This is a genomic window from Corynebacterium comes, from assembly GCF_009734405.1.
In the GTDB taxonomy this organism is placed as follows: domain Bacteria; phylum Actinomycetota; class Actinomycetes; order Mycobacteriales; family Mycobacteriaceae; genus Corynebacterium; species Corynebacterium comes.
The window spans coordinates 2701547-2725701 of sequence record NZ_CP046453.1 but is presented as its reverse complement, the minus strand read 5'-3'; the positions used below and the strand labels follow the sequence as shown (position 1 = coordinate 2725701).

Here is a 24155-nt window from a genome sequence, read left to right as displayed (position 1 = left end):
GTGTCCAATACTTAATGGATGCAAGATAATTGTAGATAATGTAATAATGGGAAAATGGACCTACAACAGCTCAGAGTGTTCCTCGCGGTGGCGGAGGAACTGCATTTCGGCCGGGCGGCTGACCGGCTCTACATGGCACAACCCCCGGTCAGCCGTACCGTCCGCCAGCTCGAGAAGGAGCTGGGCGTGGACCTCTTCGTGCGCAGCACGCGCCGGGTGAGACTCACCCCGGCCGGTGCCGCACTGGTGGAACCGGCCCGGGGGATCCTCGAGGCCGCTGAACGGGCCCGCCGGGACACGGTGGCCGCCGGAAAGGGAGAACTCGGCTCCGTCTCCCTGGCCTATGCCGGGGCGTCGACGCATCCGCTGGTGGGCATCCTCTCCCGCGAGCTTCGACGCGCCTACGACGGGATCGGGCTCAACCTGCAGAGCCAGCAGTTCGCCCAGCCCTCCCTGGGCCTGGTCCTGCGCGGTGAAGTGGACATCAGCCTGGGCAGGTGGGACTTCGTGCCCGGCGCGGTGGAGTCGCGCATCATCCTCGAGGAGCATCTCGTGCTGGCGGTACCGGGCTCGCACCGTCTGGCGGGGGAGGAGGAGGTCTCCTTCCGGCAGCTGGCGGGGGAGGCGTTCGTGTCGCTTCCGGCGCACGAGGGCTCAGTGCTGGGGGACCGGATGCGAAGACTGAGCCTCAAGGCGGGCTTCGACCCGGACATCGTGCAACGGGCGCCGGACTCGTGGACCGCCATGGCGCTCGTGGGGGCAGAGGTCGGCTGTTCGCTGACGGTCTCCTCCGTCGCGGAGAACTTCACCGACCCGCACGTGTCCTTCCTCCGGGTCGCGGACGAGACGCTGCCGGTCAACCTCCGCATGGCCTGGCAGCCGGACTCGGACAACCCGGTACTGGAGCGGGTTCTGGCGCTGGCGGAGAAGGTCTGGCCGCAGCCCGCGGGCGTGGAGGACTGAGCTGGCCTCGGTAGCCTGGCTCCGATGAAGACGAAGACTGATATTCCGCGCACCCTGTGGCCCCGGCTGGTCTATCTGCTGGCCGCGGTCCTGGTCTCCGCCACCGTGGCCTCCCTGACCATGCTCAAGAGCAGCTTCTCCGTCGGCGGCCTGTGGAACGCCCAGGCGCACAACCGGCGCAGCGTCGACCTGGTGCTCTTCAACGGATTCGTCGACGCGCCGGCCTGGTACGGACCGGTCATCAACACGGTGGGAAACCTGGCACTGTTCGTGCCCGTGGGTTTCCTGGTGGTGCTGCTCTGGCGGTCCTTCGGCCGCCAGGAGATCTCCGACCTCGGCTGGCCCCGCCGCGGGGTCCTCCGTGCGACCCTCGCCGGGGCGACCCTGAGCCTGGGGATCGAGGTGGCCCAGTTCGTGTTCGCGCGCGGGTATTCCGATGCGGACGATATCCTCCTCAACACCCTCGGGGCGGCCCTCGGCGGGTGGGTGGCGGTGCGGCTGCGGCCGGAACTGCGGCGCTACGTCCTGGGGATCGTCTGTGCCGCCAGCCTGGTGGTCCTGGTGATGATGGCCGCCGGCGCGAACGCCGGCTGACGGCTGGGGGGAAAGTGATCCATGACACGTCGTGGGTCGGTAGGCTCTGAGGCAGGCACGCAACGGATAGGAGCCACCCAGATGTCCATCGTGGATCAGAAGGCAGAGCAACTGCTTCAGGCCGCACTCGCGGCCGACAACGGCCGGCAGGCGAAGCTGCTGGTCAATGACGGGCCCCTGCGGCAGACCGTCATCGCCCTGAAGGCGGGGACCAGGCTGCAGGAACACAATTCCCCGCCGGCGGCCTCGTTGTTCCTGCTCAGTGGCCGCGTCACGGTCACGGGCCAGGAGGTCACCGAAGTGGAGGAGGGCGAGCTGGTGGCCCTGACCCACCACCGTCACTCGGTCACGGCCGACTCGGACTCGGTCTTTCTGCTGACCACCGTGACGGGCGTCGAGGGGCTCGACTCCCACAGCGAGTGACCTCGTAGCACGTCAGATCAGGCGCCGCTCCCGGGCCGCTGTGATGGCTGCGGTGCGGTTCTCCACGCCCAGCTTCTGATAGATGTGCACCAGATGGGTTTTCACCGTTGCCTCGGAGATGAACAGCCGCTTGGCCAGCTCCCGGTTGCCGGCGCCGGTCTCCAGGGCCTGCAGGATCTCGATCTCCCGGGGCGAGAGCGCCTCGGAGGGTCGGCTCACGCGTTCCGCCAGGGCGACGGCGACCTCCGGGGAGAGGGTGCGGCGACCGGCGGCGGTGGCCACGACGGCGTCGTGAAGCGCGTGCTTGGGGGCGTCCTTGAGCAGATAACCCAGTGCGCCGGCGGCGACGGCGGCGACTATGTCCGCCTGGGTGTCGTAGGTGGTGAGGATGAGCACGGGCGGCCCGCCGGCCGCACGCAGACGGCGGGTGGCGGTGATGCCGTCCATGCCGGGCATCTGGATGTCACAGATGACCACGTCGATCTCGGCGGTGGTGGCGCCGACGGCGACGGAGCCGTCCGCTCCCTCGGCGACGACCTCGATGTCCTCGAAGCTGTCCAGGATGGCGCGCAGCCCGGCGCGGACGACGGGGTGGTCGTCGACAAGCATGACTCGGATCATGGAAGGTCCTTTGCTGAGGTCAGGGGGACGGAGACGACGACGGTGGTGCCGTCCCCGGTGAGGACGTCCAGGTTCCCGTTCACCGCGGCCACGCGCGCCTCGAGTCCACGCAGCCCGTAACCGTATTCTCCGTCAAAGCTGTCGCCGTCGTCGAAAACATCGAGGGTCACACTGTCCTCCCACACCGCGAACGTGACCACCGCCATGTCGGCGTGTGCGTGCCTGAGCACGTTGGTCAATGCCTCCTGCGCTGCGCGGACGATCACGCGGGCCACCGGTTCCGGCACGCCGCGACCGGTGTCGCCGACCAGTTGCAGGGAGATCTCCACCGGATCACCCAGCGCCTCCTGACGCGCGCGGGCGCGTTCGATCACGTTGCGCAGCGCCCCGGGAACCGACTCGCCCAGCGAGGGTGAGGCCAGGTCGCGGACGAAGCGACGGGCCTCCGCCAGGTTCTCGGCCGCGACCTCCTCGATGGTGGCTAACTGCTCGGCGGCGGTGGCGGTGTCAGCACGTGCGAGGCTGGCCTGCGCGGCCCGGGAGACAAGCAGGATCGAACTCAGACCCTGGGCGACGGTGTCATGAATCTCCCGGGAGAGTCGTTCACGCTCCTCCATCCGACCGGCCTCATGCTCGGTGACCGCCAGCTCCGCCCGGGTGGAGCGCAGCTGCTGAGCCACCTCCCGGTGCCTGGCGGCCTCGGAATGGAGCGTGCGGTAGACCACGAATATCGCCACCGCCATGATTGTGCCGATCGCGGGGCCCAGTGCCGAGCCCGTGGTCCAGCCTTCCGGGTGCAGGATGCGGGGTACGAACGCCGCGATCGCCCACAGCACCACCACCGACACCAACCCGGCCCACCTCGGCAGGAGGTGCAGCGCGAGAAGTGCCAGCGGAAAAAGCACCCACACGAAGTGATCGGAGACCGCCACCAGGCCACACCACAACACCGTGACCACCGCCAGCCATCCCGGCGCGAATCTGGCCGGGGCCCAGACAGTGCCCACGGCGTAGGTTCCCGCGAGGCCAATGGCCAGGGGCAGCACGGGAGAGCCGGCCAGTCGCGCCGGGTCTGCCCCGGTGTATCGGAACAGCCCCAGCAGCAGAAGGAAGGCGAAGGTCAGGTGCAGTCCTGTGCGGAGGGAGACGAGGATGCGTGTCATCGGGTCCAGGGTGCGGGGGCTACTGAGAGGGCTCACACCTTAAGACGCTAGCGCGGGTCCCCCTGCTCTGCGGTCCCGCAGAGTGAGACCTGGCCGACGAGCTCCTCGGGAGCCCCTGCGGCGCGCAGGGTCTGCTCGTCGTAGCAGAGGTACTCCGTGACCGGTGAGCGCCCGTCGGCGGGATGAGCCCGCCACTGGCCGTCCCCGAAGCGGAAAAGCGTCACATGGTCGGTCTGTGCCTGACCGGCCCGTGCCCAGGACCCGTCGCAGAACAGCACCACGGGCTCGGTGAATTCGCTCAGGAAGTTCGTGGACCCGCAGCCGCCCGCCAGCGGCGGGGTGCTCGTGGCCGCCGGCGGGGTTGCGGCAGTTGTGGTGGTCGTGGTCGTGACCGTCGCCGGGGCCGTGGGCGCCACCGTGACCGTAACTGTCTCTGGTGGGGGAGCGGTGGTGGTCACCCCGTCCTCCCCGTTCCCGTCCGTGCAGGCGCTGAGGATGAGAGCGGCTCCGCCGGTGAACAGTGCAACCAGGTGTCGAGGGCGGTGGACGGACACGGTGTTCTCCCGGGATCGGCGGTGACGTGCATCACTGAATCTACGGTCCCGGACAGGCGGCGGCGGGAAAATGACATAACGATTGTCAACCGATCGGTTGACGGAGGTTTCAGTGCCTTCAACGATGCGTCGGTGACCTGCAGAAAGAGAGAATTGTCTGAAGAAAGAACCACTCATCGGCCAGAAAGGTCAATCCCCCACCATGTTCCTCGGAATCCGGGACATCGCCCACGCCAGGGGCAGATTCGCGCTCATCGGCACCGTCGTGGGCCTGATCACCGTGCTGCTCGTGATGCTCACCGGTCTGACCGGGGGGCTCGGCGCGCAGAACACCTCGGCACTCCGCGCACTCGACCCCGACCGCTACGTCTTCACCTCGGAGGCGCCCTCCTTCGCGGGCTCTGCCGTCACCCCCGCCGACGTCGCCGCCTGGGAACGCATCGACGCGGTCTCCGCCGTCACCCCGGTCGGCTTCCTCCAGACCCGCCTGGAGGCCGACACCGCGGCGGCGGTCGCCGTCGTCGGCCTGCCCGCGGGCACCGGCCTCCCCGGCGGGGGCACCGTTCCCGCAGGTGGGGCGTTGTTGTCGGAATCGCTTGTCGACGCCCCCCTCGACACCGTCCACCTCGGGGGCCGGGAGATCCCCCTCGCCGGCACCGCACCCGACGAGTACCACTCCCACTCGCCGGTCGTGTGGGTCGACACGGAGACCTGGCGGGCCGTCGCCAACGTCGGGGACGACGTCGTGGGCACGGTGCTGGCCGTCGACGGCGAGTTGGACGGGGCGGGATGGGAGGCGGCGTCGATAAGCACGGGCACGCTGGTGGAAACCGTCTCCGGCTCTTTCGCGGGCCTGGCGGCGTACGGGTCGGAGCAGGGTTCGCTGCGCACCATGCAGGGCTTCCTGTACGTCATATCAGCGCTGGTCACGATCTCCTTCCTCACCGTATGGACGATCCAGCGCACCCGTGACCTGGCCATCCTGCGCGCGCTCGGTGCCTCGGCCCGCTACCTGGTCACCGATGCCCTCGGGCAGGCCGCGCTCATCCTCGCCGCAGGGGTCTCCCTCGGGGCGCTGGCGGGCTGGGGCCTGGGGGTGGTGGCCGGACAGGCCGTGCCCTTCCTGCTCACGGTCGGGACGGTGCTCTACCCGGCGCTCGGTATCTGGGCGTTGGGTATCCTCGGCGCGTTTCTGGCCACTCGACGGGTCGCGCGGATCGACCCACTCAACGCACTCGGAGGAAACGGATAATGTCACTCACTCTCGATCACGTCATGCTCACCTACGCCGACGGGGAATCGACCGTCACGGCGCTCGACGACGTCTCCTTCACCGCGCCCGCGTGTGGGATGACGGCCGTCGTCGGCGAATCCGGTTCCGGGAAGTCCTCGCTGCTCTCTGTCGCGGCGGGGCTGCTCACACCGACCTCGGGTCGCGTGTGTGTCGACGGCGAGGTCGGCCTGATCTTCCAGCAGGCCAACCTGCTCGGCTCGTTGACGGTGCGCGATCAGCTGTTGATCACCGATCACATCCGCGGGCTGCGGGGCCGTGCCCTTCGTGGGCGGAACGGACATGCCGATGAGCTGCTGGAACGGGTCGGGTTGGCGGGCTTCGGCCACCGCCGGATGGGGCAGCTGTCCGGTGGTCAGCGTCAGCGGGTCAATATCGCGAGGGCGCTGATGGGCGCGCCCGCTGTCCTGCTGGCGGACGAGCCCACGTCGGCGCTGGATACCGCACTGGCGCGCGAGATCGTCGACCTGCTGGCCGGGATCACCCGGGAGACTGGTGCCGCGACGGTCATGGTCACCCACGACCGTTCACTGCTCGCCGCTTTCGACCGGGTGGTCGAGATGCGCGACGGGCGGATCCTGGAATCCCTCAGCGCCTAACGGCCGACGTAGCCGGCGTCGGCGTGGATGGTCGTGCCGGTGAGATAGGAGGATGCGTCGGAGGCGAGCCACAGGGTGGCCTCGGCGATCTCCCGCGGCTGACCGAAGCGGTTGAGCAGGGAGAGCTGCGGTGCGTAGGACTCCTCGTCCAGCCCGAACTCCTCCAGCGCACCGCGGAGCATCGGGGTGTCGATGGCCCCCGGGGCGACGGAGTTGACGCGGATGTTGTGTACGCCGTTCTCCATGGCGGCGACCTTGGTCATGCCGATCACGCCGTGCTTGGCGGCCACGTAGGCGATGTTTCCCGGCTGGGGGCGGAAACCGGACACCGACGAGATGTTGATGATGGAGCCGCCCTTGCCCTGGCTGATCATCTGCTGCAGCTCGTACTTCTGGCAGAGTGCCGCGCCCTTGAGATCGACGGACATGAGGCGGTCCCAGTAGTCCTCGTCGAACTCGGAGGCCAGACCGTTGTCCGGGGTCAGGGCGGCGTTGTTGACGGCGACGTTGAGCTCGCCGAATTCCTCGACGGTCCGGGCGACCATCGCCTGGACCTGCGCGGAGTCGGAGACGTCGACGTTGACGAAGATGACCTTCGCGCCGGTGTCGGCGGCGATGGATTCGGCGACCGCCCGACCCTTCTCCTCGTTGAAGTCGGCGACGACGACGTTGGCCCCGGCTTCCGCGAAGAGGCGTGCGGTGGCCTCGCCCATGCCCATGGCGGCACCGGTGACGATGGCGGTCTTGCCCTCGAGAACAGGGAAGGTCATGTGGAACTCCTCAAACTTGTGGGTTGGTGCAGTTCCTCCGCCAGTCTAGGTTTCCTGGCGCGCGTGCGCCCGGGGAAGCGATGATGGGGACCATGACCTCTCTGCCCGAACTGCGCGCCCGCCGGCTCATCGCCCAGGGGCTCTCATCCCCCGAACGCAGCGCCGTGGAGGCGGCCCGGTGGATGCTCGCCCTGCAGGGGCAGACGTACGCGGCGGGCATCCGGGCTCTGGCGTTGCGAGGTCCGCTTGACGACGCCGCCGTGCTCGCCGCCGTCGACGCCCACGAGATCGTGCGCGCCTGGCCGCAGCGCGGGACCTTGCACTTCCTCGCCGCGGAGGACGCCCGCTGGCTCATGCGGCTGTGCAACCCGCGGGTGGCCCGTGCGCAGGCGCAGCGCAGGCCCGGGCTGGGGCTGACGGAGGGGCAGGTCACGGCTGCGCGGGAGGCCTTCCATGCCGAGCTCCTGTCCCGGGACCTGCCTGAACCTCTCCCTCGTCCGCAGGCCTATGAGGTGTTCGCCGCCGCCGGCGTCGATCCGGGTGGCGGCCGCGGTCCGCATCTGCTGCGTGCCTTCGGCGGCGAGGGCGAGGTGGTGCAGGGGCCGAGGCTCGGTGCGGTGGAGACTTTCGTGCACGTGGCGAAGCTGCCGGTGACCCAGCGTGATCTCGAGGGTGATGAGGCGCTGGCTGAACTCGGCACCCGCTACCTCCACTCCCACGGCCCGGCCTCGATCAAGGATCTGGTGTGGTGGTCGGGCCTGACCGTCGCGCAGGTGAGGAAGGCGGTCGCCCTGGCCCGCGACGTCGTTCCGCTTCTTGTCGACGGCGAACAGTACTGGATGGGGGAATGGCAGGAGGGCGTGGGGAAGGGGGAGCTGGACGCGGCACTGGCGGCGACCCGTGAGCTCCCCGCTTTCGACGAGATCCTGCTGGGCTACGGCGACAAGTCGCTCATCCTGCCGGAGGAGATACGCCCGCAGGTGCTGACCAGGAACGGCCTGAGTTGGCCGTTCATCATGGCGGACGGGGTGGTCACGGGGCGGGCGGAGCCGTGAATCGGCGAAGCGCCGGGAACCTTCGGGTTCCCGGCGCTTCGCCCGAGGGGAACTACCTGCCCCAGTTGGCGTAGGTGGTGTTCACCTTCTCCACGAGGGTGAGCACGTCGTAGGAGGCGACGAGCTCGTCGTTCTGGTTGAACAGCTGCGCGTCCCAGCAGACCTCGCCGTAGGCGTCGGTGACGCGCGGGGTGATGCGCTTGGCGGTCAGCTCGATGCGGACGGAGTCGTCGTAGGTGACCGGGGTGATGAAGCGCAGGTTCTCCAGGCCGTAGTTGGCCAGGACGGGGCCCGGAGCGGGCTCGACGAACAGTCCCGCGGCCCAGGAGACCAGCAGGTAGCCGTGGGCGACGCGGCGCGGGAAGAAGGGGTTGGCGGTGGCGGCTTCCTCGTCGACGTGGGCGTAGAAGGTGTCACCGGTCTTCTCGGCGAACTCCAGGATCTCCTCGATGGAGACGTGGCGCAGGTCGGAGGCGAACTGGTCGCCGATCTTCAGGCTCGCGAGGTCCTTGCGGAAGGGGTGCTCGGCGGTGCCGGCCTCGACGTCTGCACGCGTGACCTTGTTGACCTTCGCGCCGCGGACCCATTCGCCGGTGATGGCCGTGAGGTGGTTCGGGGTGCCCTGGATGGCGGTGCGCTGCATGTAGTGCTTGACGCCGCGGATGCCGCCGAGTTCCTCGCCGCCGCCCGCGCGGCCGGGGCCACCGTGCACGAGGTGGGGGAGGGGGGAGCCGTGGCCGGTGGAGGTCTTGGCGTCATCCCGGTCGAGGAAGTGCAGGCGGCCGTGGAAAGAGCCGAGAGAGTGGGCGTAGGTGGCGGCGAGCTCCGGATCGTGGGTGATCACGGAGGCGACGAGGGATCCTCGGCCGCGAGCGGCCAGGCGGATGGCGTCCTCGGTGTCGGAGTAGCCGATGATGGAGACGACCGGACCGAAGGCCTCGACGTCGTGGACGGCGTCGGCATCCGCGTTCTCGAAGGTGAGGACGGTGGGGGCGAAGAATGCGCCGTCGAGCTGGTCGGCGCCGCCGGTTATGACCTTGCCGCCCGCGGCAATGAGCTTTTCGACGGCTGCGGCCACGTCGTCGCGCTGCTCCACCGAGACCAGGGGGCCCATGGTGGCTGCCGGATCGCGGGGGTCGCCCGGGACGACCTTGGTGGTGAGGCGTTCAGTGAGGGCGGTGGCGACGGCGTCGATGAGCGGTGCGGGGACGATGGCGCGACGGATGGCGGTGCACTTCTGGCCGGCCTTGGCGGTCATCTCCGAGAACACGGCCTTGATGTAGGCATCGAATTCGGGGGAGTCCTCCGTGACGTCCGCGCCGAGGATGGCCGCGTTGAGGGAGTCGGCTTCGGCCGTGAAGCGCACGCCGTTGACCAGCACGTTCTCGTGGGAACGCAGGGTGGCGGCGGTGCCGGCGGAGCCGGTGAAGGCGACGTGGTCGCGGTGGTCCAGGTGGTCGAGGAGGTCACGGGCGGAGCCGGAGATCAGCTGGATGGAACCCTCGGGCAGGATGCCGGACTCGACCATGAGTCGCACGCACGCGGCGGTGACGTAACCGGAGGGGGTCGCCGGCTTGACCAGGGTGGGCATGCCTGCGATGAAGGAGGGGGCGAACTTCTCCAGCATGCCCCAGACGGGGAAGTTGAAGGCGTTGATCTGCACGGCGACACCCGGAAGGGTGGTGTAGATGTGGGTTCCCAGGAAGCTCGAGTCGCGGGAGAGGACCTCGGTGGGGCCGTCGATGATGACGTGACCGTTGGGCAGCTCGCGGCGGCCCTTGGAGGAGTAGACGAACAGGGTGGTGATGCCGCCGTCGATGTCGATGCCGTTGTCTCGCCGGGTTGCGCCGGCGCGGGAGGCGATCTCGTAGAGCTCGTCCTTGTGCTCCCCCAGGTATGTGGCCAGCTCCTTGAGCTTGAGGGCACGCTCGTGGATGGTCAACTCCCGGAGATTGCGCTGGCCGGTGTCGCGGGCGTAGTCGATGGCGCCGGCCAGGTCGAGGCCGTCGGTGGAGACGGTGGCCACGATCTCGCCGGTGGAGGAATCGGCGACCTCTGTGACGCGGGTGGGGTTCTCGGGGGAGACCCAGGCGCCGGAGAGGTAGCTGGGGACTAGGGTGTCGATGATGGTGGACATCGGGAGCCTTTCCTGGAACATTTAGTAACCGAACGGACGGTCAGTATTTCTGGCCAGTATAATCAAGATCACAATTTCTGCCACCTGCCCTGAGGAGAAACCGTGGAAACCTGGACCATTGAACTCGGCGAACTGGATCGGAAGATGGGTGTGGAGGTGCTTGAGCAGTCGCCCGAACGGGTGGTGGCCACCATGCCGGTGGATGGAAACCGTCAGTCGCTGGGTCTCCTGCACGGCGGTGCCATGGTCGCGATCGCCGAGGCGGTGGGCTCCTGGGCCGCCGTCATCCACGCCTCGACGATGGGCAAGGTGGCCGTCGGCGTGGACATCAACGCGACCCACCACGCTTCGGGACGATCCGGGCTGGTCACCGCCACGGCCACCGCCATCCGGCTGGGCCGGACGCTGACCAGCCACGAGGTGATCATCACCGACGGGGACGGCAGGCGCCTGTGCACGGCGAGGATCACCAACGCGATCGTCGAGAAGCGTTAGCTGTAGGAGTAGAAGCCCCGGCCGGACTTACGGCCCAGCTCGCCACGCTCGACCATGTCGCGCATCAGCTGCGGGGGAGCGAAGCGCTCGCCCAGGGTGGACTCGAGGTATTCGGCGATGCCCAGGCGGACGTCCAGGCCCACAATGTCCGTGAGTGCCAGCGGGCCGACCGGGAACTTGTAGCCCAGCACCATGGCGTTGTCGATGTCCTGCGGGCTGGCGACGCCCTCCTCGACCATGCGGATCGCCTCCAGCGCGATGACCACGCCGAGGCGGGAGGAGGCGAAGCCGGGGGCGTCCTTCACCACGATCGGGGTCTTGCCCAGGCCTTCGACCCAGCCCTTGGCCTGCTCCACGAGCTCGACCGGGGTGGAGTCCGCGATGACGATCTCCACCAGCTTCGACGCCGGCACCGGGTTGAAGAAGTGCAGGCCGATGACGTCGTTGCCCACGGTGACGGCGAGGTCGGACACCGAGAGGGAGGAGGTGTTCGTGGCGATGATCGCGTCAGGGGCGTTCTCCTCGATCTTCCGGAAGGAGGCGACCTTGAGGTCCATGGACTCCGGCACAGCCTCCACCACCAGCGGCAGCCCCGCGAAAGCGGACGCGTCGGTGGTGACGGTCAGACGCCCCAGCCATTCCTCGACGGTGCCCTCTGCACCGCGTTTGATGGAGCCTTCGACGTCGTTGGCGATGCGTTCGTGGGCGGCCGCGATGGCCGCGTCATTGATGTCGACGACAGTCACCTCCGCGCCCGCGGCGAGGAAGGAATGGGCGATTCCGGCTCCCATCCGGCCACCGCCGAGGACACCGACTTTCTGGGGGACGTTCATGTGGGGTTCCTTATTTCTTCTTGCGGTCGAGGAATGCCTGCATGCGGTCGAACTTGGCGTCCGACTCGAAGAGGATGGCCTGGGCGATGTTGTCGACGGCCGGGTGGGCCGCCGTCGGCATCGCCATGACCTGCTTGCTGATGCGCACCGCCAGGGGATCGAGGGCGGCGATGCGGTCGGCGAGGGCGTGGGCGGCGTCGAGAAGCCCGGCGGGGGAGGCCAGCTCGGTGACCAGGTGCACCGCGTGGGCCTCCTCGCCGTTGAGGATGCGACCGGCGAGGAGGATCTCCTTGGCGATCGCCTCGCCCACCAGCGCCTTGATGCGCCACAGGCCGCCGGCCGCCGCGATGATGCCGAGGTTGGCCTCCGGCTGCCCGAACTTCGCGTTCGGGGTGGCGACGCGGAAATCAGCGGCCAGCGCGAGCTCCAGCCCGCCCCCGAGGGCGTAGCCGTCGACGGCCACGATGACGGGAAGGGGAAGCTGGGAGATGCGGTGGAAGATGGTGTTGTTGATGCCGCGCAGCGCGTCCTCCCGGCGCCGCTCACGCAGCTGGGCGATGTCCGCGCCGGAGACGAAGATCCCCTTGCCGTTGATCTGGCAACCGGTGATGATCAGGATCTTCGGCTCACGCTCGAGGTACGCGCACACGGCGTGCAGCTCCTCGACCATCTGATCATCGATGGCATTGCGCACCTCAGGCCGGGTGATCTCCACCAGGAGGCGGTCCTCGGTTTCGGTGACGGTCAGTGCCTGGAAATCATCGAACATGGTTCTAGACCCTCTCGATCGCGATGGCGGAACCCTGGCCGACGCCGATGCACAGCGTCGCGACGCCGCGCTGCCCGCCCTCCTGCTCCAGTCGGTTGAGCAGTGTGATGGTGATACGCGACCCGGACGAGCCCAGCGGGTGGCCGAGCGCGATCGCCCCGCCCCACGCGTTGACCTTGTTCTGGTCGAGCTGGAGTTCCCGGATGCAGGCCAGGGACTGGGTGGCGAATGCCTCGTTGAGTTCGACGGCGTCGACGCTGCCGATGTTCCAGCCCGCCCGCTCCAGGACCTTGCGCGTCGCGGGGACCGGACCCAGACCCATGATCTCGGGTGCGAGGCCGGCGTTGGCGTTGGCGATCACCCGGGCGCGGGGCTTCAGCCCGTACTTCTCGACGGCCGCCTCGGAGGCCACGATGATCGCCGAGGCCCCGTCGTTGAGGGTGGAGGAGTTGCCGGCGGTGACGACTGTGCCCCCGGCGACGACCGGGCGAAGCTTCGCCAGCACCTCCGTGGTGGTGCCCGGGCGCGGGCCCTCGTCGGTGTCGACGACGGTCACGTTGCCCTTCCGGTCGGTGATCTCCACGGGAACGATCTCGGACTCGAAGTGTCCGGCCGCAATGGCGGCGGCGGCGCGGCGCTGGGACTCTGCGGCGAAGGCGTCGGCGTCGGCACGCGAGACGTCGCACACCCGCGCGACCTCTTCCGCGGTCTCCGGCATGGAGTACGTCGTCTTCTCCTGAGCGGCGAACACCGGGTTGGTGAAACGCCAGCCGATCGACGTGTCCACGACCTCACCCGGCTTGGCGAAGGCCGATGTCGGCTTCGCCATGACCCACGGTGCCCGGGACATGGACTCCACGCCACCGGCGACGACGATGTCGGCCTGGCCGGACTCGACCATCGCGGTGGCCAGGGCGATCGCCGACATGCCGGAGGCACACAGCCGGTTGACGGTGACGCCGGGGACGGTATCGGGGTAACCCGCCAGCAGCCAGGCCATGCGGGCGACATTGCGGTTCTCCTCACCAGCGCCGTTGGCGTTGCCGAGGATCACCTCGTCGACGGCCTCCGGGTCGATGCCGGCGTCCTCGATGACCGCCTTGATGGTCAGTGCGGCGAGGTCGTCCGGACGGACGGACGACAGCGCGCCGCCGTAACGGCCGACCGGGGTGCGGCGGCCGGACACCAGGTACGCAGTGGTCACTGGCTGCTCCTTAATCTGTGGGGTGTGTGGGTTAACTGCCCTGGAAGACGGGGGTGCGCTTCTCGTTGAAGGCGGCGAAACCTTCGGCGTAGTCGGCGCTCGAGCACAGCTCTCCCTGGGCGATGTTCTCGTTCTTGACTGACTCCCAGAGGCCGTGTCGGCTGTCCCGGACGTCGTGGACCAGGGTACGGCTGGTGAGGAAGGCGCGGGTGGCACCGAGGGCGGCGCGCCGGGCCTTCTCCCTGGTGAACTCGAGCAGTTCCCCGGCGGGCAGCACCCGGGAGAAGAGCCCGGCCTGCACGGCCTCCGAGCCGCTGATCAGGTCACCGGTGACGATGAGGTCCATCGCCCGGTGCGCGCCCAGACGCTCGACGAACAGCGAGTGGCCACCGGAGTCGAGGGTCGCCCCCAGGTTGGCGAAGGGGGAACCGAACTTCGCGTCCTCTGCGACGTAGACGATGTCGGTGGCGATGACCAGACCCAGGCCCACTCCCAGGCACACACCGTGGACGGCTGCGAAGGTGGGGGCGGGGAAGCTGCTCATCTGCCTGAGCACCGGGGTGACCTTGTTGGCCAGGTAGTCGGTGGCGTCATCGTCGGCCGGGTTGAGGCCCTTGATGTTGCGGCCGGCAGAGAATCCACGGCCCTCACCACGCAGGAGGAGGGCACGGACGTCCCGGTCGGCGGCCTCGGTGTAGGCGTCGGAGAGTTCCTGCAGGTCAGATTCGGTCAGCGAGTTCATCGCCTTGGGGTTGTTGAGCACAACCTCGGCGACGTTGTCCTCGATGTGGAGATCGATCATGCCGGTTTCCTTTATGCGTCGTAGTCGACGGTGATGGATTCACCGGTGGGTCGGGTCTGGCAGGTCAGGACGTAGCCCCTGGCCACCTCGTCGGCCTCCAGCGCGTAGTTCTCGTCCATCTTGTAGTCACCCTCGACGACCTTCGCGCGGCAGGTGCCGCAGACGCCACCGGCGCAGGCGAAGGGGACGTCCGGACGTGCGCGCAGTGCGGCGTTGAGGATCGTCTCGTTCGCGGACTGCGGGGACTCGATGGAGCCGGAGAGGCCGTCGAGCTTGAACGAGATGGTGACGTTCCTGCCGTTCGGATCGGCCACGACGGCGCGACCGGTGTTGCCCTGCTGCGGGCCGTCGGAGGGCTTGCCGGTGGAGAAGAGCTCGAAGCGGACCTTGTCGCCTTCGACACCCCGCTCGGAGAGCTCGTCGCGCACCAGCTGGACCAGCTCGAAGGGTCCGCACAGGAACCACTCGTCGGTGTCCCCGGTCTGGACGACCTTGTCCAGCAGGAGGGAGAGCTTCTCGTCGTCGATGCGGCCGGAGAACAGCGGGTTGACGCGCTGCTCGCGGGAGAGCACGTGATGGACCGCGAAGCGGGTGGGGTACTTGTCCTTGAGGTCGCCGAGCTCCTCGGCGAACATCACGTCACCGCCACCCTTGTTGGCGTAGACGACCTCGAAGCTGGCCTTCGGCAGGGAGGAGAGCAGCGCCTGGGCGATGGACATGATCGGGGTGATGCCGGAACCGGCAGCGATGGCCACGAGGTGCGGGGCGTCGCCGACGTCGCCGAACCCCTCCGCGACGAGCGCCTTCGCGTCGTTGAGGGAGGTGACGTGCACGCGGGAGGTGAACGCCCCCTGGGGGTTCATCACGTCGATGACGGTGCCGGGCTGCAGGGTGTCGTTGGCCCAGGTGGAGAAGATGCCGCCGAGGTCGCGTTTGATGGCGACACGGATGACTCCGGGGCGCGGGATGTCGCAGATGGAGTAGGAGCGACGCACCTCCTGGCCCTCGATGTCGGCGCGCAGGGCGACGTACTGACCGGGGACGTAGTCGTAGTCCTCGCGCAGTTCCTCCGGAACCTCGAAGCTGACTTCGACGGCGTTGTCGGTCAGACGACGGACCTCGGAAACCTGCAGCGGGTTGAACTTGGCCTTTTGTTTGGTGGGAGCAGTCATCAGTGCACCTTGAAGTAGTCGAAGGGCTCGAGGCAGTCCTCGCAGGAGTACAGCGCCTTGCATGAGGTCGAGCCGAATTGGGCGATATTACGGGTCCGGGTCGAGCCGCAACGCGGGCACGGAACCGGGGACGGAGGGGCGAGAGTCAACGGGATCGGTCCCTGCCGGGTGGGCCGGGAGGAGTGGGTCGGCGGGGCGATGCCGTACTCGCGGAGCTGCTCGCGGCCGAGGTCGGTGATCCAGTCGGTGGTCCAGGCGGGCTGGAGGACCAGGTCGACGCGGGCGGAGTCGTAGCCCGCCGCCTCCAGGGCCTCCTTGACCTCACGGGTGATGTAGTCCATGGCCGGGCATCCGGAGTAGGTGGGGGTGATCGTCACCACTGCGGTGCCGTCGATGATGGCGGCGTCGCGGAGAATTCCCAGGTCGGCGATGGAGACCACGGGGATCTCCGGGTCGGGGACGCTGGCGGCGGTGTCCCAGACCAGGGCGTCAGCCGGGTTGATGGGACGCAGGGGATGGGTTGTCACGTCAGACCTCCTTCGGATGAACGGTCAATTACCAGGTGGCGCCGGGATGCTTGCGGGCGAGAACCTGCAGCTCGGTGAGGATGTAGCCGCGCTGCTCGGAGAAGCGGCCCGTGCGCTGGCCGGACATGGCCTGCTGGGAGTCCGGGATGTCCAGTCCGGCGGTGCTGAGCACGTGCGCGATGCGCTCGTCGAACTCGGCGCGCAGGCTCGAGGGGAGGACGGCGATCCCCTGCTCGGCGAGGCGGGTGTGGATGTCCAGGTCCTCGAAGAGCTCGCTGATGTAGGGCCACATGTAGAACAGGCCCTCGCTGATGCGGTGCTTCGACTCCTCGGTGCCCAGCCCGAGACGCAGGGTCCACTGGTTGGCGTGGTCGACGTGGTACTCGACCTCCTTGACGGCCTTCGCCGCGATGGCGGCGAGGGTGTCGTCGCTCGAGTCCATGAGGGCCGTGTACAGGCCGAGCATGTAGTAGGAGGCCAGCAGCTGGCGGGCGATGGTCTGGCCGAAGTCGCCGTTCTCCTGCTCCATGAGGCGGGCGGAGCGGAACTCCTCCTCCTCGCGGAAATAGGCGAGGTCGTCCTCGGTCTTGCCCCAGGCGGTGCCGGCGTAGGAGTAGAGGAAACGGGTGTGGCCGATCAGGTCCAGGGCGATGTTGCCGAGGGCGATGTCCTCCTCCATCTCCGGGGCGCGGGAGATCCACCAGCTGAGGCGCTGGCCGAGCATGAGGGCGTCGTCGCCGAGGATCGTGGCGTAGGTGGCGACGTCCTCGGTGGCCTGCGCGCCGGACTGCAGGATCTCTTCGGCGGTGAGGGAGTCTCCCTGGGTCTGACGGGTTGCGGAATCAACGGAGGCGAAGTTGCTCACAGGTGCGGCACCCCTTCAGACTTGTCGTAGTAGGTGGCGTGACGGTAGTTCTTGCCGGACGCCGACTCGAAGAATCCGCCCTTGGAGTCCGGGTCGGAGGCGGTGACGGCCTCGGTGGGGACGACCCACACGGAGGTGCCTTCGTTGCGGCGGGTGTACAGGTCGCGGGCGTTACGCAGCGCCAGGGTGGCGTCGGGTGCGTGGAGGGAACCGGCGTGGACGTGGGACAGTCCGCGGGAGGATCGGACAAAGACCTCCCACATCGGCCAGTGCTGCTGCTCAGACATATCTGGTGTGCTCCTTATGTATGTGGTGGGTTAGGCGATGAGCTGGGAATCCGCGGACTGGTACTTCTCCGCGTAGGCGGCGGCCGCCTCGCGGACCCAGGCGCCGTCGTCGAAGGCCTGACGACGACGCTGCATCCGCTGGGTGTTGCAGGGGCCCTCGCCGCGGACGACGGACTTGAACTCGCTCCAGTCCAGGGTGCCGAAGTCGTAGTGGCCGCGCTCCTCGTTCCACTTGAGGTCCGGATCCTCGAAGTGGAGGCCGAGGGCTTCCGCCTGGGGGACGATCATGTCGACGAAGCGCTGGCGCAGCTCGTCATTGGAGAAGCGCTTGATCTTCCAGGCCATGGACTGCTGGGAGTTCGGGGAGTCGTCGTCCGGCGGGCCGAACATCTGCAGAGCGGGGCCGTAGAAGCGGTTGATCGCTTCCTGTGCCATCTGCTTCTGTGCGGGCGTGCCGTTGGCCAGTTCGTAGAGGATCTCCCAGCCCTGGCGCTGGTGGAAGGACTCTTCCTTGCACACGCGGACCATGGCCCGGCCGTAGGGGGCGTAGGAGGCGCGGCACAGGGGCACCTGGTTGGCGATGGCGGCGCCGTCGACCAGCCAGCCGATGGCTCCGATGTCGGCCCAGGTGCGCGCCGGGTAGTTGAAGATGGAGGAGTACTTGGCGGAGCCGTCGAGAAGCTGCTCGACGAGCTTGTCGCGGCCGGTGCGCAGGGTCTCGGCTGCGGAGTAGAGGTAGAGCCCGTGGCCGGCCTCGTCCTGGACCTTGGCGATGAGGATGGCCTTGCGCTTGAGGGAAGGCGCACGGGTGATCCAGTTCGCCTCCGGCTGCATTCCGATGATCTCGGAGTGGGCGTGCTGGGAGATCTGGCGGGTCAGGGTCCTGCGGTAGGCGGCAGGCATCCAGTCCGTGGGCTCGATGCGGGAATCCTCGGCAATGAGGCGGTCGAAGTTCTCCTGCCCGACCGCGTCGGCGGGGGAGAGCGTTTCGGTCACGGTGGTCATCGGTGATCCTTCGTCTGGGTGAAGTTCGACAACTGCTGTCTCGTCGGCATTTAATAACCGATCGTTCGGTCAGTTTATGCGGACGATGTGATCCATGTCAATGGCGCACGTCACTTTTCTGGCCGGGTGTGGCTTTTCAGCCCCGGTCAGACCCCCCTCACTGTCCGGGAGGTGCCCCGGAACTCCGCGATGACCTGTCCGTTCGAGGTCAGTGTGACGTCGGTGATGCCGTTGCGGCCCCAGGTGCGGCGCTCGACGGCGTGCCCCTCGACCACGTCTCCCGGGCGGGCGGGTGCGACGTAGTGGATGCCCACCTGGGCGGCCACGGCCATGTTTCCGGTGGAGTTGCAGGCGCCGGCGAACAGCGAGTCGGCGAACGTGAAGAGGAATCCGCCCTGGGCGGTGCCGTGCCCGTTGCACATCTCGGGTCTGATGGTGAAGTGCCCGCGGGCCTCGCCGTCGCCGATGTGGGTGATGGTCATGCCGAGGCCCTGGGAGGCGAGGTCGGCCTCGAACATCGTGCGGACGTGGTCGTAGCGGGGCTCCCGGGCGACGCCGGGGGCGAGGATCTGGCTCATGGTGGTGCTCCTTGGGGAGAGGGGGGGGAGGGGGCGGCCGGTCGGGCCCCCGAAGGTAAATACCGTCCGTCCGGTCGGTATTGTGGGGAGAGTGTACGTGATCGGAGTCACCCCGGCAGGGAAACAGCTGCCACAATGAGCTCATGCGCCCGGCTTCGCCCGAGGTGCACGACGACGTCGACAACGCCAGAACATCGCCAACGCAGGGCCGGCACACCGCCGCCCGACGCAAGGAGAACCCCATGCCCCCTTCCTCCACCACCGCCGCGACGGCCACCCGCGGTCGGCCCGGCTATGCCCGCGAGGATGTCATCCAGATCGCCGTCGAAGAGTTCAATGCGAGGGGCTATGAGGCCACGTCGATGGGGACACTCGCTGAGCGTCTGGGACTGAGCAAGTCTGCGATCTACCACCACATCTCGTCCAAGGAGGAGATCCTGGTGGAGGCCACGGACAAGGCGCTGGCGGAGTTGAAGGCGGTGATGGATGCCGCGCTCGCCGAGTCGGATGATCCGCTCGAGCAGCTGCGGCTGCTCGTCGCCGGCACCACGCGTGTGCTGTGTCAGTTCCCCGCCTATGTCCGGCTCCTGCTGCGGCTGCGCGGCAATACCGAGGTGGAGCGCGAGATCATGGCCCGCCGTCGGCTGCTCACCCGCACGCTGGTCGATGTGGTCGACCGGGCTCAGGCGGAGGGCTCACTGCGTTCGGATCTGGAGGCGGGCGTGGTCGCCCGGCTCATTTTCGGCATGATCAACTCCATCGTGGAGTGGTACCGGCCGGACGGGAAGTACGCGCCGGAGGATCTCGCCCAGCTCACCCCGCAGATGATCTTCGACGGAATCGTGAAACCGGGGGTGCGGCACGGCTGACTGTCCCCACCCGCACTGACGTGCGGAAATGTGGGAAGAGGGGGTGATTGGGGCGGTGCCGCCGGGGGCGGCACAAAATTTCCCCGGGGATAGTCTTGCGCACAAAGGAAGCGCGTTGTAACCTCTGTCACATACTTCCTGACCGATTGGTCGGTTAGTAAATGGTTTTCATAACACTGCCAACCCACGGTCCCGGTTCCCCAGCCGGTCACGACCGCAGGAAAGGAACACACCCGTGGCTTCCTCAACGGACATCATCTCCACCCTCAACGGTCCGCAGACCGGGATCGAGTACGCCTCCCGCGACGAGATCACCGCGCTGCAGACCGAGCGCATGAAGAACACCCTGCGCCACGCCTACTACAACGTCCCGCACTACAAGAAGGCCTTCGACGAGCAGGGCGTGCACCCGGACGATTTCCGCGAGCTCAGCGACCTCACCCTGTTCCCCTTCACCGACAAGGCCATCCTGCGGTCGGAGTACCCCTTCGGCATGTTCGCGGTGCAGAAGCACCAGATCGCGCGCATCCACGCCTCCTCCGGCACCACCGGCCAGCCCACCGTCGTCGGCTACACGCGCAATGACATCGAGACCTGGGCCACCCTCGTCGCCCGCTCCCTGCGCGCCGGCGGCGTCCGCCCCGGCGACCGCGTCCAGGTGACCTTCGGTTACGGCCTGTTCACGGGCGGCCTCGGTCTCCACTACGGCGTCGAGAAGCTCGGTGCCACCGCCATCCCGACCTCCGGTGGCCAGACCGACCGCCAGCTGCAGATCATGCGGGACTTCCAGCCCGACGCGATCGTGGGCACCCCGTCCTACATGCTCAACGTCCTCGACCGCATGCGCGTCGAGGGAATGGACCCGCGCGACACCCCGATGCGGGTCGGCATCTTCGGCGCCGAGCCGTGGACCGAGGGAATGCGCCGTGACCTGGAGGAGGGCTTCGGCCTGGACGCCACGGACATCTACGGACTGTCCGAGGTCATGGGCCCGGGCGTCGCGCAGGAGTGCATCGAGACCAAGGACGGACTCACCCTCTGGGAGGACCACTTCTACCCGGAGATCCTCGACCCGAAGACCCTGCAGCCGGTGCCGGACGGGGAGTACGGCGAACTGGCCATCACCCCGCTGACCAAGGAGGCTTTCCCGGTCATCCGCTACCGCACCCACGACATCACCCGTCTCCTGCCGGGCACCGCCCGCTCCATGCGCCGTCTCGACCGCATCAGCGCGCGTAACGACGACATGATCATCCTCCGCGGCGTGAACTGCTTCCCCACCCAGTTCGAGGAGCTCATCGTCGAGGACAAGAACCTCCGCCCCCGCTACCAGTGCGTCCTGACCAAGCGCGGCCGCATGGACCACCTCACCCTCGTGGTCGAGCACGCCCCGGGCCGCACCCCGGACGAGATCACCAACTCCCAGCTGCACCTCCGCAAGATGATCAAGGACCGCATCGGCGTCTCCGTCGACGTTGACGTCCGCGACCACGTCGACAGCGGCGAAGGCAAGGCCAAGCGGATCGTCGACAACCGCACCTGATACTGCTCCACCCCTCCCTTTCCCCCCACAGAAAGTCCCCCGAGATGAGCAACGACACCCTGGCCCCCGGTATGGCCGTGTCCTCGACGGAACCCACGCCGATCACCCCCGAGCACCGACGGGTTCTCGCCGGCGCCATGGTCGGCACCACCATCGAGTGGTTCGACTTCTTCATCTACGCCCAGGCGGCGGCGCTGATCTTCGCCACCCAGTTCTTCAACCCCGCCTCCAACGACTCCCCGGTGGTCGCGCAGGTCATCGCCTGGGCCTCGCTGGGTATCTCCTTCCTCTTCCGTCCTCTCGGTGCGGTCATCGCGGGCCACCTCGGTGACCGACTCGGCCGCAAGCCCGTCCTGGTGATCACACTGCTCGGCATGGGCGGCGCGACCGTCGCCATGGGCCTGCTGCCCACCTACGCCGCCATCGGCGTCGCGGCACCGGTCATCCTGGTGCTCCTGCGCGTCCTCCAGGGTCTGTCCGCAGGTGGTGAGTGGGGCGGTGCCGCACTGCTGGCCGTCGAGCACGCACCGACGAGCCGACGTGGCTTCTACGGCGCATTCCCGCAGGTCGGCGTTCCGGCCGGCATGCTCCTGGCCACCCTGTTCATGCTGGTGCTCTCCGCGGCGCTGACCACCGAACAGTTCAACGACTGGGGTTGGCGTGTCCCGTTCGTCTCCTCACTCGTCCTCATCATCGTGGGTTTCTGGATCCGCCGTCTCGTCGAGGAGTCCCCGGTCTTCTCGGAGCTCGAGGATCTGAAGAAGAAGTCCTCCGCTCCCCTCTCGCTGCTGTTCAAGGGCTACTGGAAGCTGGTCCTCCTCGCCGCCCTCATCTTCGCGGGCGTCAACGCCGCCGGTTACCTCGCCATCGCCTACTTCGTGTCCTACGGCACCCAGGTCATAGGCCACGAGCGCACCACGGTCCTGGGCATCACCTCCCTGGGCGCCATCGCCTGGATCATCTCCACCCTGGTCTTCGGCGCCCTGTCCGACACGATCGGCCGTAAGCAGACCTTCGCGGTGGGCTATGTCGGTTCCATCCTGTGGGCCATCCCCACGTGGCTGCTCATCGACTCCGGCGACGCTTTCCTCTTCGCTCTCGCCGTCGTCATCCTGGGCGTCCTCCTCGGCGCCACCTACGGTCCGCAGTCCGCGCTCTACGCCGAGATGTTCCCGGCGCAGGTCCGACTGTCGGGTGTCTCCATCGGCTACGCCATCGGTTCGGTCATCGGCGGCGCCTTCGCCCCCATGATCGCGGCCCTGCTTCTCGACGCCACCGGGACCTCCATGTCCATCGGCATCTACATCGCGGTGATCTCGGTCATCTCCCTGATCGCCGTGCTCAACGTCCCGAAGGGCATCCAGGGCAAGTCCCTGCACTAACGCCCGAGAAACTCCGGATGAACCAGCCGTGCCGTGGCCTGCGGCACGGCTTCGGCGATTCTCGACGCCGACGTCGGTGCCGGTCCATCAGGGGTCTGCGCGGCCAACCACGCGGCCGTCGAATGGACCTGCACGGCGTCGCAGGCGCTGAGCAGTTCGGTGGGGAAACGCTGGGCGGGCTCCACCGGCATCCGTTCCAGCCAGGCGGCCGCCCTGGCCAGCCAGGCACCCGCAATACCGGCGAGTACGTCGCCGGAACCGGGGGTCGCGGCCCAGGAGGAGCCGGCGTCGAAGGCGTACATCCCCAGGCGCGTGCCCGGCAGGGCGATGACGGTGTGTCTGCCCTTGAGCAGTACCCCGCAGTCGAGTTCGTCCGAGAGGGCACGCACCGCGCCCAGCCGGTCGGCGGCGGGATCGGGGATCCCTGCGTCCAGAGCGTCGGCGAGCCTGCGGAATTCGCCGTCGTGCGGGGTGAGCAGCGTCGATGCGGTCCTTTCGCGCAGAATAGTGCGCAACGGCGCACTCCGGGCCAGAAGGGTGAGCGCGTCGGCGTCGATGAGCAGCGGCTCCGGACGAGCGAGCAGTCCGGCGAGCTCTGCCTCCGCGGCCGCGTCCGTGCCCCGGCCCGGGCCCACCACCCAGGCCTGTACCCGGCCCGTGTCGGCCACCGCATCGGAGATCACCACCTCCGGAACTGCACGGACGACTGCGAACTTCTGGTCGCCCACGTAGCGCACCATCGCGCTGGTCGCGCGTACCGCACCCGTTGCCGTGAGCAGTGCGGCACCGGGGTAGGTGGCGGATCCGGCGCACAGGCCGACGACTCCACCGGAGTACTTGTCGTCCCCCGCCTCCGGTTCCAGCGGTTCGTTGTTGCTGTAGGTGCTCAGCCGATGCAGGGGGGCGGGCCACTCACGGCCGGTGGGATGGACGGCACGCAGCGCCATGACGTAGCCGGCCTCCTCGAGGATGACCCTGCGCAACAGCTCTTCGCTCAGGGCCCGCCCGCGGACGGCGATGTCCGCCACGAGTACCTCTCCACACGCCGAGCTCACAGCATGCACATGGCGCAGACCGCCGAAGGTGACGGTGACGTCGGCGGTGACGTGGTGCCCCGACAGGGCACCGGTGTCGGCGTCCACTCCCGACGGGACGTCGACGGCCAGGACCGGGATGTGATGGTGCTCGCGGACCCGCTCCAACCATTCCCCCAGACCCTGGTTGAGGCCCCCCGAACCGCCGATGCCGAGGATGCCGTCGACGACCAGACGGTACGGGCGCAGATCCTCCGGCAGGCCGCCGATGACATGTCCGCCGGCGGTCCGGAAAGCGGTGAGGGCCCGCTCGTGGACCCTCCCGTCGCGGCCGAGGAGCACCGCCTCGACGGTGTGGTTCGCCGCGAGTTCCGCACCGGCGTAGAGCGCGTCGCCGCCGTTGCCGCCCGCGCCGACGAGCAGCAGAATTCGGCGGTCGGTGGCCTGCGCCCGCAGGAGTGTGGGGGCAGGGGCCGCCACGAGGACACCCGCGGCCACGGCGACGGCGTGCGCCGCCTGCCTCATGAGCTCGTCGGGGGCGGATTGGGCGTCGAGAAGCACCTGCTCACAGACGCGGATGAGATCGACCGGATATGCGTGGCTCTGCAGGCTCATGGCCT

The 24155-nt window shown here is 68.2% G+C and carries 26 protein-coding genes; 10 read left to right on the top strand and 16 right to left on the bottom strand.

What is annotated here, in order from left to right; all coding sequences use genetic code 11:
- Positions 1-54: 54 nt before the first annotated feature.
- The 3 genes from CETAM_RS12940 to CETAM_RS12930 all read left to right on the top strand — a co-directional run bounded on the left by CETAM_RS12940 (position 55) and on the right by CETAM_RS12930 (position 1980).
- Complete coding sequence (locus CETAM_RS12940; protein ID WP_156229224.1) at positions 55-963, top strand: LysR substrate-binding domain-containing protein; 909 nt, start codon at positions 55-57, stop codon at positions 961-963.
- Between the two features lie 24 nt (positions 964-987).
- On the top strand, positions 988-1557 hold the full coding sequence (locus tag CETAM_RS12935) for a VanZ family protein (protein ID WP_156229223.1): 570 nt from the start codon (positions 988-990) through the stop codon (positions 1555-1557).
- Positions 1558-1638: 81 nt separating this feature from the next.
- On the top strand, positions 1639-1980 hold the full coding sequence (locus tag CETAM_RS12930) for a cupin domain-containing protein (RefSeq protein WP_156229222.1): 342 nt from the start codon (positions 1639-1641) through the stop codon (positions 1978-1980).
- 12 nt (positions 1981-1992) lie between these two features.
- Here the strand turns inward: CETAM_RS12930 and CETAM_RS12925 are convergent, their stop codons facing one another.
- Genes CETAM_RS12925 through CETAM_RS12915 form a run of 3 tightly spaced genes read right to left on the bottom strand, consistent with a single transcriptional unit; the run spans position 1993 to position 4318 of the window.
- Positions 1993-2601, bottom strand: a complete 609-nt coding sequence (locus CETAM_RS12925; protein WP_156229221.1) for a response regulator transcription factor — start codon at positions 2599-2601, stop codon at positions 1993-1995.
- Entirely contained in the window at positions 2598-3800 is a 1203-nt protein-coding gene (locus CETAM_RS12920; RefSeq protein ID WP_231587515.1) for a sensor histidine kinase, read from the bottom strand. The genes CETAM_RS12925 and CETAM_RS12920 overlap by 4 nt, the downstream gene beginning before the upstream one ends.
- 11 nt (positions 3801-3811) lie before the next feature.
- Positions 3812-4318 carry a hypothetical protein gene (locus CETAM_RS12915; RefSeq protein ID WP_156229220.1) on the bottom strand — a complete coding sequence of 169 codons (507 nt, stop codon included), beginning with the start codon at positions 4316-4318 and terminating at the stop codon, positions 3812-3814.
- Between the two features lie 202 nt (positions 4319-4520).
- On the opposite strand from CETAM_RS12915, the gene CETAM_RS12910 reads away from it, so the two are divergent.
- Positions 4521-5570, top strand: a complete 1050-nt coding sequence (locus CETAM_RS12910; protein ID WP_156229219.1) for an ABC transporter permease — start codon at positions 4521-4523, stop codon at positions 5568-5570.
- A complete protein-coding gene (locus CETAM_RS12905; RefSeq protein WP_156229218.1) occupies positions 5570-6208 on the top strand; it encodes an ABC transporter ATP-binding protein in 639 nt (212 codons plus the stop codon). Before CETAM_RS12910 ends, CETAM_RS12905 begins: the two co-directional genes overlap by 1 nt.
- Here CETAM_RS12905 and CETAM_RS12900 read toward each other — a convergent pair.
- Positions 6205-6978 (bottom strand): SDR family NAD(P)-dependent oxidoreductase, encoded by a 774-nt coding sequence (locus CETAM_RS12900; RefSeq protein WP_156229217.1) that lies wholly within the window; start codon positions 6976-6978, stop codon positions 6205-6207. The two genes, CETAM_RS12905 and CETAM_RS12900, sit on opposite strands and share 4 nt — an antisense overlap.
- 92 nt (positions 6979-7070) lie before the next feature.
- Here CETAM_RS12900 and CETAM_RS12895 point away from each other — a divergent pair, with 92 nt between their 5' ends.
- Positions 7071-8033 (top strand): winged helix DNA-binding domain-containing protein, encoded by a 963-nt coding sequence (locus CETAM_RS12895; RefSeq protein WP_231587514.1) that lies wholly within the window; start codon positions 7071-7073, stop codon positions 8031-8033.
- Positions 8034-8085: 52 nt separating this feature from the next.
- Here the strand turns inward: CETAM_RS12895 and paaZ are convergent, their stop codons facing one another.
- Entirely contained in the window at positions 8086-10170 is a 2085-nt protein-coding gene (paaZ, locus tag CETAM_RS12890) for a phenylacetic acid degradation bifunctional protein PaaZ (RefSeq protein WP_156229216.1), read from the bottom strand.
- A 144-nt stretch (positions 10171-10314) separates the two neighbouring features.
- Between paaZ and CETAM_RS12885 the strand changes: the two genes are divergently transcribed.
- The gene (locus CETAM_RS12885) at positions 10315-10665 is read left to right on the top strand and encodes a PaaI family thioesterase (protein ID WP_156229523.1); all 351 of its coding nucleotides are present in this window, start codon (positions 10315-10317) and stop codon (positions 10663-10665) included.
- On the opposite strand, the gene CETAM_RS12880 is transcribed toward CETAM_RS12885, so the two are convergent.
- The 10 genes from CETAM_RS12880 to paaI all read right to left on the bottom strand — a co-directional run bounded on the left by CETAM_RS12880 (position 10662) and on the right by paaI (position 18707).
- A complete protein-coding gene (locus tag CETAM_RS12880) occupies positions 10662-11498 on the bottom strand; it encodes a 3-hydroxyacyl-CoA dehydrogenase family protein (RefSeq protein ID WP_156229215.1) in 837 nt (278 codons plus the stop codon). The genes CETAM_RS12885 and CETAM_RS12880 overlap by 4 nt on opposite strands.
- Positions 11499-11508: 10 nt before the next feature.
- A complete protein-coding gene (locus CETAM_RS12875) occupies positions 11509-12267 on the bottom strand; it encodes an enoyl-CoA hydratase/isomerase family protein (protein ID WP_156229214.1) in 759 nt (252 codons plus the stop codon).
- 4 nt (positions 12268-12271) lie between these two features.
- Positions 12272-13471 carry an acetyl-CoA C-acyltransferase gene (locus tag CETAM_RS12870; protein WP_156229213.1) on the bottom strand — a complete coding sequence of 400 codons (1200 nt, stop codon included), beginning with the start codon at positions 13469-13471 and terminating at the stop codon, positions 12272-12274.
- Positions 13472-13502: 31 nt separating this feature from the next.
- Positions 13503-14273, bottom strand: coding sequence for an enoyl-CoA hydratase/isomerase family protein (locus CETAM_RS12865; protein WP_156229212.1), 771 nt, complete (start codon positions 14271-14273; stop codon positions 13503-13505).
- Between the two features lie 11 nt (positions 14274-14284).
- On the bottom strand, positions 14285-15445 hold the full coding sequence (paaE, locus tag CETAM_RS12860; RefSeq protein WP_156229211.1) for a 1,2-phenylacetyl-CoA epoxidase subunit PaaE: 1161 nt from the start codon (positions 15443-15445) through the stop codon (positions 14285-14287).
- Entirely contained in the window at positions 15445-15972 is a 528-nt protein-coding gene (gene paaD, locus CETAM_RS12855; protein WP_156229210.1) for a 1,2-phenylacetyl-CoA epoxidase subunit PaaD, read from the bottom strand. Before paaD ends, paaE begins: the two co-directional genes overlap by 1 nt.
- A 28-nt stretch (positions 15973-16000) precedes the next feature.
- Positions 16001-16837, bottom strand: a complete 837-nt coding sequence (paaC, locus tag CETAM_RS12850; protein ID WP_156229209.1) for a 1,2-phenylacetyl-CoA epoxidase subunit PaaC — start codon at positions 16835-16837, stop codon at positions 16001-16003.
- Positions 16834-17124 (bottom strand): 1,2-phenylacetyl-CoA epoxidase subunit PaaB, encoded by a 291-nt coding sequence (gene paaB, locus CETAM_RS12845; RefSeq protein ID WP_156229208.1) that lies wholly within the window; start codon positions 17122-17124, stop codon positions 16834-16836. Before paaB ends, paaC begins: the two co-directional genes overlap by 4 nt.
- Before the next feature lie 30 nt (positions 17125-17154).
- On the bottom strand, positions 17155-18129 hold the full coding sequence (gene paaA, locus CETAM_RS12840; protein WP_156229207.1) for a 1,2-phenylacetyl-CoA epoxidase subunit PaaA: 975 nt from the start codon (positions 18127-18129) through the stop codon (positions 17155-17157).
- Positions 18130-18275: 146 nt separating this feature from the next.
- Positions 18276-18707 carry a hydroxyphenylacetyl-CoA thioesterase PaaI gene (gene paaI / locus CETAM_RS12835; RefSeq protein WP_156229206.1) on the bottom strand — a complete coding sequence of 144 codons (432 nt, stop codon included), beginning with the start codon at positions 18705-18707 and terminating at the stop codon, positions 18276-18278.
- Between the two features lie 242 nt (positions 18708-18949).
- Here paaI and CETAM_RS12830 point away from each other — a divergent pair, with 242 nt between their 5' ends.
- The 3 genes from CETAM_RS12830 (at position 18950) to CETAM_RS12820 (ending at position 22501) form a co-directional block, all read left to right on the top strand.
- Entirely contained in the window at positions 18950-19576 is a 627-nt protein-coding gene (locus CETAM_RS12830; RefSeq protein WP_156229522.1) for a TetR/AcrR family transcriptional regulator, read from the top strand.
- Positions 19577-19811: 235 nt separating this feature from the next.
- Positions 19812-21119: an AMP-binding protein gene (locus tag CETAM_RS12825; RefSeq protein ID WP_156229205.1), complete on the top strand. Its 1308-nt coding sequence runs from the start codon at positions 19812-19814 to the stop codon at positions 21117-21119.
- A 44-nt stretch (positions 21120-21163) separates the two neighbouring features.
- A complete protein-coding gene (locus CETAM_RS12820) occupies positions 21164-22501 on the top strand; it encodes an MFS transporter (RefSeq protein ID WP_156229204.1) in 1338 nt (445 codons plus the stop codon).
- Here the strand turns inward: CETAM_RS12820 and CETAM_RS12815 are convergent.
- Complete coding sequence (locus CETAM_RS12815; RefSeq protein WP_156229203.1) at positions 22498-24150, bottom strand: bifunctional ADP-dependent NAD(P)H-hydrate dehydratase/NAD(P)H-hydrate epimerase; 1653 nt, start codon at positions 24148-24150, stop codon at positions 22498-22500. The genes CETAM_RS12820 and CETAM_RS12815 overlap by 4 nt on opposite strands.
- Between the last annotated feature and the right edge of the window lie 5 nt (positions 24151-24155).

What these genes read in the sequence shown, in the direction of transcription:
- CETAM_RS12940 (WP_156229224.1), top strand. Translation starts at nt 55, where the DNA reads ATGGACCTACAACAGCTCAGAGTGTTCCTCGCGGTGGCGGAGGAACTG.
- CETAM_RS12935 (WP_156229223.1), top strand. Translation starts at nt 988, where the DNA reads ATGAAGACGAAGACTGATATTCCGCGCACCCTGTGGCCCCGGCTGGTC.
- CETAM_RS12930 (WP_156229222.1), top strand. Translation starts at nt 1,639, where the DNA reads ATGTCCATCGTGGATCAGAAGGCAGAGCAACTGCTTCAGGCCGCACTC.
- CETAM_RS12925 (WP_156229221.1), bottom strand. Translation starts at nt 2,601, where the DNA reads ATGATCCGAGTCATGCTTGTCGACGACCACCCCGTCGTCCGCGCCGGG.
- CETAM_RS12910 (WP_156229219.1), top strand. Translation starts at nt 4,521, where the DNA reads ATGTTCCTCGGAATCCGGGACATCGCCCACGCCAGGGGCAGATTCGCG.
- CETAM_RS12905 (WP_156229218.1), top strand. Translation starts at nt 5,570, where the DNA reads ATGTCACTCACTCTCGATCACGTCATGCTCACCTACGCCGACGGGGAA.
- CETAM_RS12900 (WP_156229217.1), bottom strand. Translation starts at nt 6,978, where the DNA reads ATGACCTTCCCTGTTCTCGAGGGCAAGACCGCCATCGTCACCGGTGCC.
- CETAM_RS12895 (WP_231587514.1), top strand. Translation starts at nt 7,071, where the DNA reads ATGACCTCTCTGCCCGAACTGCGCGCCCGCCGGCTCATCGCCCAGGGG.
- paaZ (WP_156229216.1), bottom strand. Translation starts at nt 10,170, where the DNA reads ATGTCCACCATCATCGACACCCTAGTCCCCAGCTACCTCTCCGGCGCC.
- CETAM_RS12885 (WP_156229523.1), top strand. Translation starts at nt 10,315, where the DNA reads ATGGGTGTGGAGGTGCTTGAGCAGTCGCCCGAACGGGTGGTGGCCACC.
- CETAM_RS12880 (WP_156229215.1), bottom strand. Translation starts at nt 11,498, where the DNA reads ATGAACGTCCCCCAGAAAGTCGGTGTCCTCGGCGGTGGCCGGATGGGA.
- CETAM_RS12875 (WP_156229214.1), bottom strand. Translation starts at nt 12,267, where the DNA reads ATGTTCGATGATTTCCAGGCACTGACCGTCACCGAAACCGAGGACCGC.
- CETAM_RS12865 (WP_156229212.1), bottom strand. Translation starts at nt 14,273, where the DNA reads ATGATCGATCTCCACATCGAGGACAACGTCGCCGAGGTTGTGCTCAAC.
- paaE (WP_156229211.1), bottom strand. Translation starts at nt 15,445, where the DNA reads ATGACTGCTCCCACCAAACAAAAGGCCAAGTTCAACCCGCTGCAGGTT.
- paaB (WP_156229208.1), bottom strand. Translation starts at nt 17,124, where the DNA reads ATGTCTGAGCAGCAGCACTGGCCGATGTGGGAGGTCTTTGTCCGATCC.
- paaA (WP_156229207.1), bottom strand. Translation starts at nt 18,129, where the DNA reads ATGACCACCGTGACCGAAACGCTCTCCCCCGCCGACGCGGTCGGGCAG.
- paaI (WP_156229206.1), bottom strand. Translation starts at nt 18,707, where the DNA reads ATGAGCCAGATCCTCGCCCCCGGCGTCGCCCGGGAGCCCCGCTACGAC.
- CETAM_RS12830 (WP_156229522.1), top strand. Translation starts at nt 18,950, where the DNA reads ATGCCCCCTTCCTCCACCACCGCCGCGACGGCCACCCGCGGTCGGCCC.
- CETAM_RS12820 (WP_156229204.1), top strand. Translation starts at nt 21,164, where the DNA reads ATGAGCAACGACACCCTGGCCCCCGGTATGGCCGTGTCCTCGACGGAA.
- CETAM_RS12815 (WP_156229203.1), bottom strand. Translation starts at nt 24,150, where the DNA reads ATGAGCCTGCAGAGCCACGCATATCCGGTCGATCTCATCCGCGTCTGT.